The organism is Trebonia sp. (genome assembly GCF_049794275.1).
GTDB lineage: Bacteria > Actinomycetota > Actinomycetes > Streptosporangiales > Streptosporangiaceae > Trebonia.
The window spans coordinates 1-6444 of the sequence record NZ_JBARCR010000055.1 but is presented as its reverse complement, the minus strand read 5'-3'; the positions used below and the strand labels follow the sequence as shown (position 1 = coordinate 6444).

Below are 6444 nucleotides of genomic sequence, written 5' to 3'. Positions count from 1 at the left end.
CCACCCGCAGCCCCTCCCGGAGGAAGTGGACGAGCGCGTCGAACGCGGCCGCGGCGGCGTCAGTGGGCAGCACGCTGGCGGGGACGCTGTTCAGGTAGATGGTCCGGGCGATCAGCAAGCCGATGGCCAGGACCACCATGGACGCGGCCACCCCCAGCCCCACCACGATCAGGGCCCGGCGGCGGCGGCGCGCCGTGAATACCCCGGCCGCGAGGAGCACAAGCGCCAGGATGGGTAGCACGATCTTGAGGTCGGAGACTAGCCGGTAGCCGGCTTGGGCCTTTCCGAGATCCTTGGACTGGAACAGCGGCACCGTCGCGTTGACGATGGGGATGTTGGAGGCCAGCGAGAACCCGCGCGCCACCAGGGCCTGCTTGACCACGGCGATGAGCGGGGCCAGGTTGAGCGTGATCTGGCCGTTGGTCGAGGTAAGCGTGCCGTTGCCCTGCCCGGACAGCAGCTTGACCACCGCCTGGTGTGCGACCGTGTTGACCTGGACCCAGGCCTTGGCCATGGCCTGACTGGAGATGACGGTGTGCACGGTGCTGTGGATGAAGCCGGTCACCGCGCTGGTGATCTGCGGGCCGAACGTGGTGAGCAGCGTGCTGATCCGCGGCAGCCCCCGGGTCTGCAGCTGGGCGGTGGCCTGGTTGATGATTCCGGTCAGGTTCAGCCGGCTGGTGATCTCGTTCGTGATCCTGTCGGTCAGCACGTTCTGGATCGCCGGGTCGTCGATCAGCGGCTGCACGGTGGCCACGTACCGGCCGGTGTCGGTTATCTGGTTGCCGGCCCACACGCCGACCACGGAGATCGGGGCCAGCACGCAGCCGAGCACGATCAGGATGGTGGCGAACAAGGCTCGCCAGCTGAAGCGGCGCCGGGACGGCCGTGCGGCCCCGTCGTGGTGGAGCTCGGCGTTTTCGGCGCGCAGTCGTTCCAGCTCGGCCCGCTCGTCGTCGCTGAGGTGCTCGGTCGAGGGTTCCCTGGTCTCAGGTATTTCGGCTGTAGATTCCCTGGTCTGGGGTATTTCGGCCGTGGGTTCGCCGCCCTTGGTTGTCGGCCCTGGCTCACCGCTGTTAGCTGACAAGGGGCACCTCCGGCGTATTTGCGTGCGGTCTAGGACATCCGGCTGAGCAGGTGCTCGCCGACGGCGCCGCTGCCCACGATGATCGCGTCATAGTGTTCGGTCACGCCCCCATCCTCTGAGCCGGCGGTGCCCCGGCGGATCACCCGCCGCAGATGATCTCCAGATCGCGCGCTGGGTGCGCAGCCCGGCCGCGCCGACCACGATGAGCAGGACGACGTTGAGCAGGAGCTGGAGCAATGACCCGCGTGCCTCGCTCCAGCTCGAGTACGCGATCGACACGCCGACCGAGGCGGCGGCCGGGATGGTGGTCACCGAGATGAACACGCCGATGAGCGCGTTGGCCCGGGCCTCGGTTAGGGATACCACGCCCACCAGCCCGGCCAGCACGGCCACGATCACCGAGAAGATGTTGGGGGTGTTTATCAGGTCCGCGACCGGGCGCACGCCCTTCAGGTAAGGCGCCGGGGTCTTGCCCGACGCGCGCACCGCGAGACCGAACAGCAGGCTCAGCACGATGGCAGCCAGGAATCCCCAGCACAGCGCCAGCAGGCCGTCCCGTATCTCGGACCTGGCCCGCCGGGTGATGCCCAGCGCGACGCCGATGATCGCGTTGTACTCGGGACCGACCACCATGGCGCCCACGATGAGGATCTGCGAGTTGGTGAGGATGCCGACGGCGCCGATCAGGGCGGCGATAGCCAGCAGGATGTAGAAGCTGGGCGCGTACGTCTCACCGTCGCGGATGACCGCTTCCACCATCTCCCAGACCGGAGCGGTCTCCCGGCGCAGCGCGCCGTGCCGCCCGCCCGCCGCGGACTGGCCGGTGAGAGTGGCGTCGACCCGCTCAACGCAGATCACGGCGTCGCGGTCGAGGCCGAGCTCGCGTAGCGCCGTGAAAACCGGGTTGGCGGAGGCGTCACGCACGTCGAACTGGACGGCGTCCCCGTCCGGCCGACGTGCGGCGCCCGCGCGCACCACGAGGTTGTGCACGCCTGGGGCGGCGGCGAGCCGGTCGGTCAGCGACCGGGTGAGGGCGGCCGGGCTGACTAGGCGGACGTGCAGCATCACGGACCGCCTGCGGCCGGGCAGAGCAGCACCATGGTGTCGCCCGGCTCTGGCTGCGGCGGGCCGCTCATGGTGACCGGGGCGAGCCTGCCGTCTGCCCGGACCAGGAACAGCAGGCTGCCGTCGGCGGATGCGCCGCCGTTGGCGGGCCTGGTGCGGCCGGCAAGAGGATGATCAGCGCCGGGATCTTCAGCCGGCTGGCGAGCACCTGGGAGCCCACCGCGAGCACCAGGATCAGGCCGATCCCGATCAGCACCTGATTGGTCGTCACGGGTCATGCCAGTTCCCGGCGTACCAGGCCGCCACCCGCTCGGTGACGTTCCGGCCGCCCCACAGCCGGCCCAGCATCCGCGACGGCCAGCGTGACACGCGCTCCACCGGGGGCATGTCATAGCCCCGGAACCCGCCAGAGAAGAGCAGGAAGAAATCGTCCAGGCGCGGATCGGAGCACGCCAGGTCTTGTTCGATACCGCGGAGAGTCCGCAACTGACGCCGGCTCAGGCTCACCGCCGGTGCCTCCTCTCCATGGGCCTCTTCCGCATCGTCGCCGCCACCTGCCGTCGCCGCCTCCTCCGGCGGGGATGAGAGGGGCACGGCGGCGAGCCGCCAGAGATCGTCGTGCTGCGGCACGGGAAGGTCGTCAGACGCGGCAGCCACGCCGAGCTCAGTCACGCTGATGACATGCCTGGCATGCCCCGTTTTCCCCGGCGACGCCGGACATCGTCCGGCCGGGGTGATGCCGGCCGCGCCACGGCCGCCGGATGCTGGCAGTCGGCACGGAAATGACGACGGAGGCCTGCCTGACACGCGAGCCGTTTCAGGGAACGAAGCCATGCTAGTTCGCGAGTAGGTGACTGAGATGAGTGAGGCGAAGCACGGTCGCGGCGGTCGCCGCTGGCTCCCGTGGGCAGCGCTTGGCGCCGCGCTGGCAGTCGGGGGCGGCCTAGGCGCGGGCATCGCGTCCGCTGCGAATTCATCGACCTCCACGCCGGCGGCGAACACCACGACGAGCGGGTCCAGTTCCGGCCAGGTCAGCGTCTGCAATGTCACATCGGTCGCCAACCAGGTCATCCCGTCCGTGGTGACGATCTCGGCCCGCGGCGCGGAGGGCGCCGGTACCGGGTCCGGAGAGGTCATCAAGTCTGGCGGCTACATCCTGACGAACAACCACGTCATCGCGATAGCGGCCAACGGCGGGTCGGTGGAGGTGCAGTTCGCCGACGGGCAGACCGCGCCCGCGACCATCGTCGGCCGGGATCCGCAGACCGACCTCGCCGTGCTCAAGGTCGACAGCTCGGCCAAACTGAAAGTGATCGCGATCGGTTCCTCGTCGTCGGTCGTCGTCGGCCAGGCGGCCGTGGTGATCGGCGCGCCGCTCGGGTTGTCCGGCACGGTCACCTCCGGCATCGTCAGCGCGCTGGACCGCAGCGTCCAGGTACCCGGGGAAGACAACAGCGCGGCGCTGCTCGTGGGGGCGATCCAGACGGACGCTGCCATCAACCCGGGCAACAGCGGCGGATCCATGGTCAACTGCTCGGGCCAGCTCATCGGGGTACCGACCGCCGGCGCGGCGGTGCCGAACTCGCCCGGCGGCAGCATCGGGCTCGGGTTCGCCATCCCGGTGAACCTCGCCATGACCATCGCCGACGAGATCATCTCCACCGGCTCGGTGACCCACGCGTACTTTGGCCTCGGGGCGGTGCCGATACCGCCCTCGGCCGCCGCTCAGGCCGGGGTCCCCGAGGGGCTTTACGTCCAGACGGTGACGCCCGGCGGCCCTGCCGCCACGGCCGGGCTGCGCATGGGCGACGTGATCACCAAGATCAACGGTCAGCCGGCGACGGGCACGGTCCAGCTGCAGGAACTGGCGCTGACCATGAAACCAGGCGCCACGGTACAGCTCGAGTACTCGCGCGGCGGCCAGTCGGCCACGGCCACGGTCACGCTGGGCACCGAGCCATAACCCTCCGGCCAGAGAAGTGCCGGCCCCGGGCGCAACCGCCCGGGGCCGGTTCTCATTCGTCTGGATGGTCTCGCCATCAGCCAGCCGCTGTCAGCGGCGAGCAGCCCACGTCGCGGGCACGTCAGCGCCGCCTTCTTCCGAGAGCCGCGCGCCGAAGCGGAGCAGGGCGGGCTGCCGTGGCGAGATCTTGCCCGCGATCAGGGCCTCTCCCTGGCGGAAGATGGCCGAGCGCTCGATCAGGCTCGGCGGGACGAACGAGAACACCGCCTCCGCGAAAGCCGCGTCGGCGAGTGAGTTCAGCCGCATGAGCACGAGGTTGTCGGCCTGGGAGAGGACGTTTTCCGGGATCTTCTGCGGGCGCTGCGTCGACAGCAGCAGGTAGAGCCCGAACTTACGGCCTTCGGCGGCGATCCTGATGGCGTGCTCGGTCGCCACCGCCGCGAGGGGATCTGGCGGCTCAGCCGGGCAGACGTTGTGCGCCTCGTCGATCACGATGAGGACCGGATCGCGCTCCTGGCGCCGCCGCCACAGATCACCGAGCACCGTCGCGGCGACGAGGGACTGCTCCTCGCGGCTCGGCAGCGAGCCCAGGTCGATGACGACACAGCGGACGCTCGGATCGTGAACCGCGTCGAGGACCGAACCGGACTCGCCGGGGGCCCACACCGAGTAGCGGTCCACGCCGAGGTTCTTGATGCGCAGGCTGAGCCGTACCGCCTCCGGAAGATCGTTTCCGGTCAGCACCTCTATCGTGGGCGGGTCCTGGCCGGCGAGCATCGCCGCCAGCGCGGCGTATTCTTCCCGGTCGGCGATCGGGCTCAGCCGGAGGGCGGCCGCCTGGGTCGCCGGCTCGACGTCGGCCACGTGCAGCCGGAGCCTTCGCTCGCCGTGGGCGCCGGCGGAGTAGACCGTGACTCCGCGCGCCGCCTGACGGTAGCGTCCGGCCAGCGCCGGGTCCGCGCCAGGGCGCACCTCGCCCAGGCGCGTAAAGTCCGAGTTCGGGTCGAAGATCACCATGCGCAGGTCCGTCTCGGTCAGGAGCCGTTCGAGGATCACGCCGAGCGAGTACGTCTTGCCCGATCCGGACTGGCCGCACAGGAACGTGTGCCGGTTGAAACCCGCGGCGTCCGCCACGCAGGGCACCCCGGGGGCAAGCGCCAGCTCGCCCAGCCTGAGCTGCGCGTAGGGCCCGGTCTCGCGCTGCTGCCACTCCAGGACGTCAGATCCGGCGGCCGGGTGGATCAGCGCGTCGTGGAACGGCGCGCTGCTGCCGTCCACGATGATTCCCTCGCCCCGCGCGTAACGGACCTGGAGCTCCGTCCGGGCCACCGGGCCGCCACCGGCGGGCGGCGGCAGCGTCAGCTCCCCGGCCAGCTGATGGTCAAGTTCGACGGAGAGCACCTGGCCAAGACGCCGCGTGCCGCCGTCATCGAGCACCGCGTAGCCGCCGGCCTGAAGCTCGAGGCCGTGCAGCGAGGCCTGGAAGCTGAACCGGCGCCCGTCCACGGAGGTGGCGAGCGGCAGGACGGACGCTTCAATGTCCCTGCGCGCTTCGCGGAAACTCTCCAGCTGCGAGCCCAGCGCTGATTTCTCGTCCATGTCAGACCATCTCGCTTTCCCGGGACTGGCGAGGCTTCCGTGACGGCGGACCTGTGATCAAGTGCCATAGTGTCCGCCCGCGGGCCCCCAGCCTCCTTCGCCCTGGGTGAGTCCTGACGGCCGGATAACCGTCAGATCAGCTCGAGCTGGCGGGCCCGGCGGACCGCCTCGTTGCGGTGCGACGTAGCCAGCTTGCGGTAGATGTTCCTGAGGTGCGTTTTAACCGTATTGACGGAGATGTACATCTCGTCGGCGACCTCGGCCGTGTTCAGCATGTCTGAGACGTGCACGAGCACCTCGAGCTCCCGCTCGGTGAGCGGCTCGACCACCAGGACCGGTGCCTGATCCCCGGCGGTCACCGGGGCCGGCAGCTGCTGGCGGCCCAGGGCCAGGGTCAGCAAGGTCCGGTGGGCGTCGGCCAGTTCAGGGTCACGCCGCAGCACCGGCCCGAGCCAGCCGCGCTCCATCGCCAGTGACAGGCCGAGCTGCTCACGTTCCGCGATCCGCAGCGCGGACTCCAGGCTGCGGCGACCGTGTGCCGCGTCATCGGCGGCGTAACTGAGCCTGGCATCCAGCAGCAGTGCTTGCAGCCGGGCCGGGTTCGGCAGCTGGCTGTCAGCCGCGAGCATGGGGGCGAGCAGGCGCGGGATGTCGTCGCAGTTCCCTGCGGCCGCCCGGGCCTGCGCGAGCGTGACCGCGGCTTCTGGCGACGAGCCGGCCCGCTCGGCGG

At 70.2% G+C, this 6444-nt stretch carries 7 protein-coding genes; 1 reads left to right on the top strand and 6 read right to left on the bottom strand.

Annotation, left to right across the window (positions count from 1 at the left end; translation table 11 throughout):
• The 4 genes from WA805_RS01455 to WA805_RS01440 all read right to left on the bottom strand — a co-directional run.
• On the bottom strand, positions 1-1087 hold a 1087-nt coding region (locus WA805_RS01455), incomplete at its 3' end, for a hypothetical protein (RefSeq protein WP_425241466.1).
• Positions 1088-1174: 87 nt separating this feature from the next.
• Complete coding sequence (locus WA805_RS01450; protein ID WP_425241465.1) at positions 1175-2152, bottom strand: DUF389 domain-containing protein; 978 nt, start codon at positions 2150-2152, stop codon at positions 1175-1177.
• Between the two features lie 67 nt (positions 2153-2219).
• Positions 2220-2423: a hypothetical protein gene (locus WA805_RS01445; RefSeq protein ID WP_422277789.1), complete on the bottom strand. Its 204-nt coding sequence runs from the start codon at positions 2421-2423 to the stop codon at positions 2220-2222.
• On the bottom strand, positions 2420-2824 hold the full coding sequence (locus WA805_RS01440; RefSeq protein WP_422325842.1) for a hypothetical protein: 405 nt from the start codon (positions 2822-2824) through the stop codon (positions 2420-2422). The genes WA805_RS01445 and WA805_RS01440 overlap by 4 nt, the downstream gene beginning before the upstream one ends.
• A gap of 187 nt (positions 2825-3011) precedes the next feature.
• On the opposite strand from WA805_RS01440, the gene WA805_RS01435 reads away from it, so the two are divergent.
• Entirely contained in the window at positions 3012-4115 is a 1104-nt protein-coding gene (locus tag WA805_RS01435; RefSeq protein WP_424562888.1) for a S1C family serine protease, read from the top strand.
• A 90-nt stretch (positions 4116-4205) separates the two neighbouring features.
• On the opposite strand, the gene WA805_RS01430 is transcribed toward WA805_RS01435, so the two are convergent.
• Both WA805_RS01430 and WA805_RS01425 read right to left on the bottom strand, forming a co-directional pair.
• Positions 4206-5714 carry an ATP-binding protein gene (locus WA805_RS01430; protein ID WP_422281156.1) on the bottom strand — a complete coding sequence of 503 codons (1509 nt, stop codon included), beginning with the start codon at positions 5712-5714 and terminating at the stop codon, positions 4206-4208.
• Between the two features lie 131 nt (positions 5715-5845).
• Positions 5846-6444: LuxR C-terminal-related transcriptional regulator (locus WA805_RS01425; RefSeq protein WP_425241464.1), on the bottom strand; the 599-nt coding region annotated here is incomplete at its 5' end.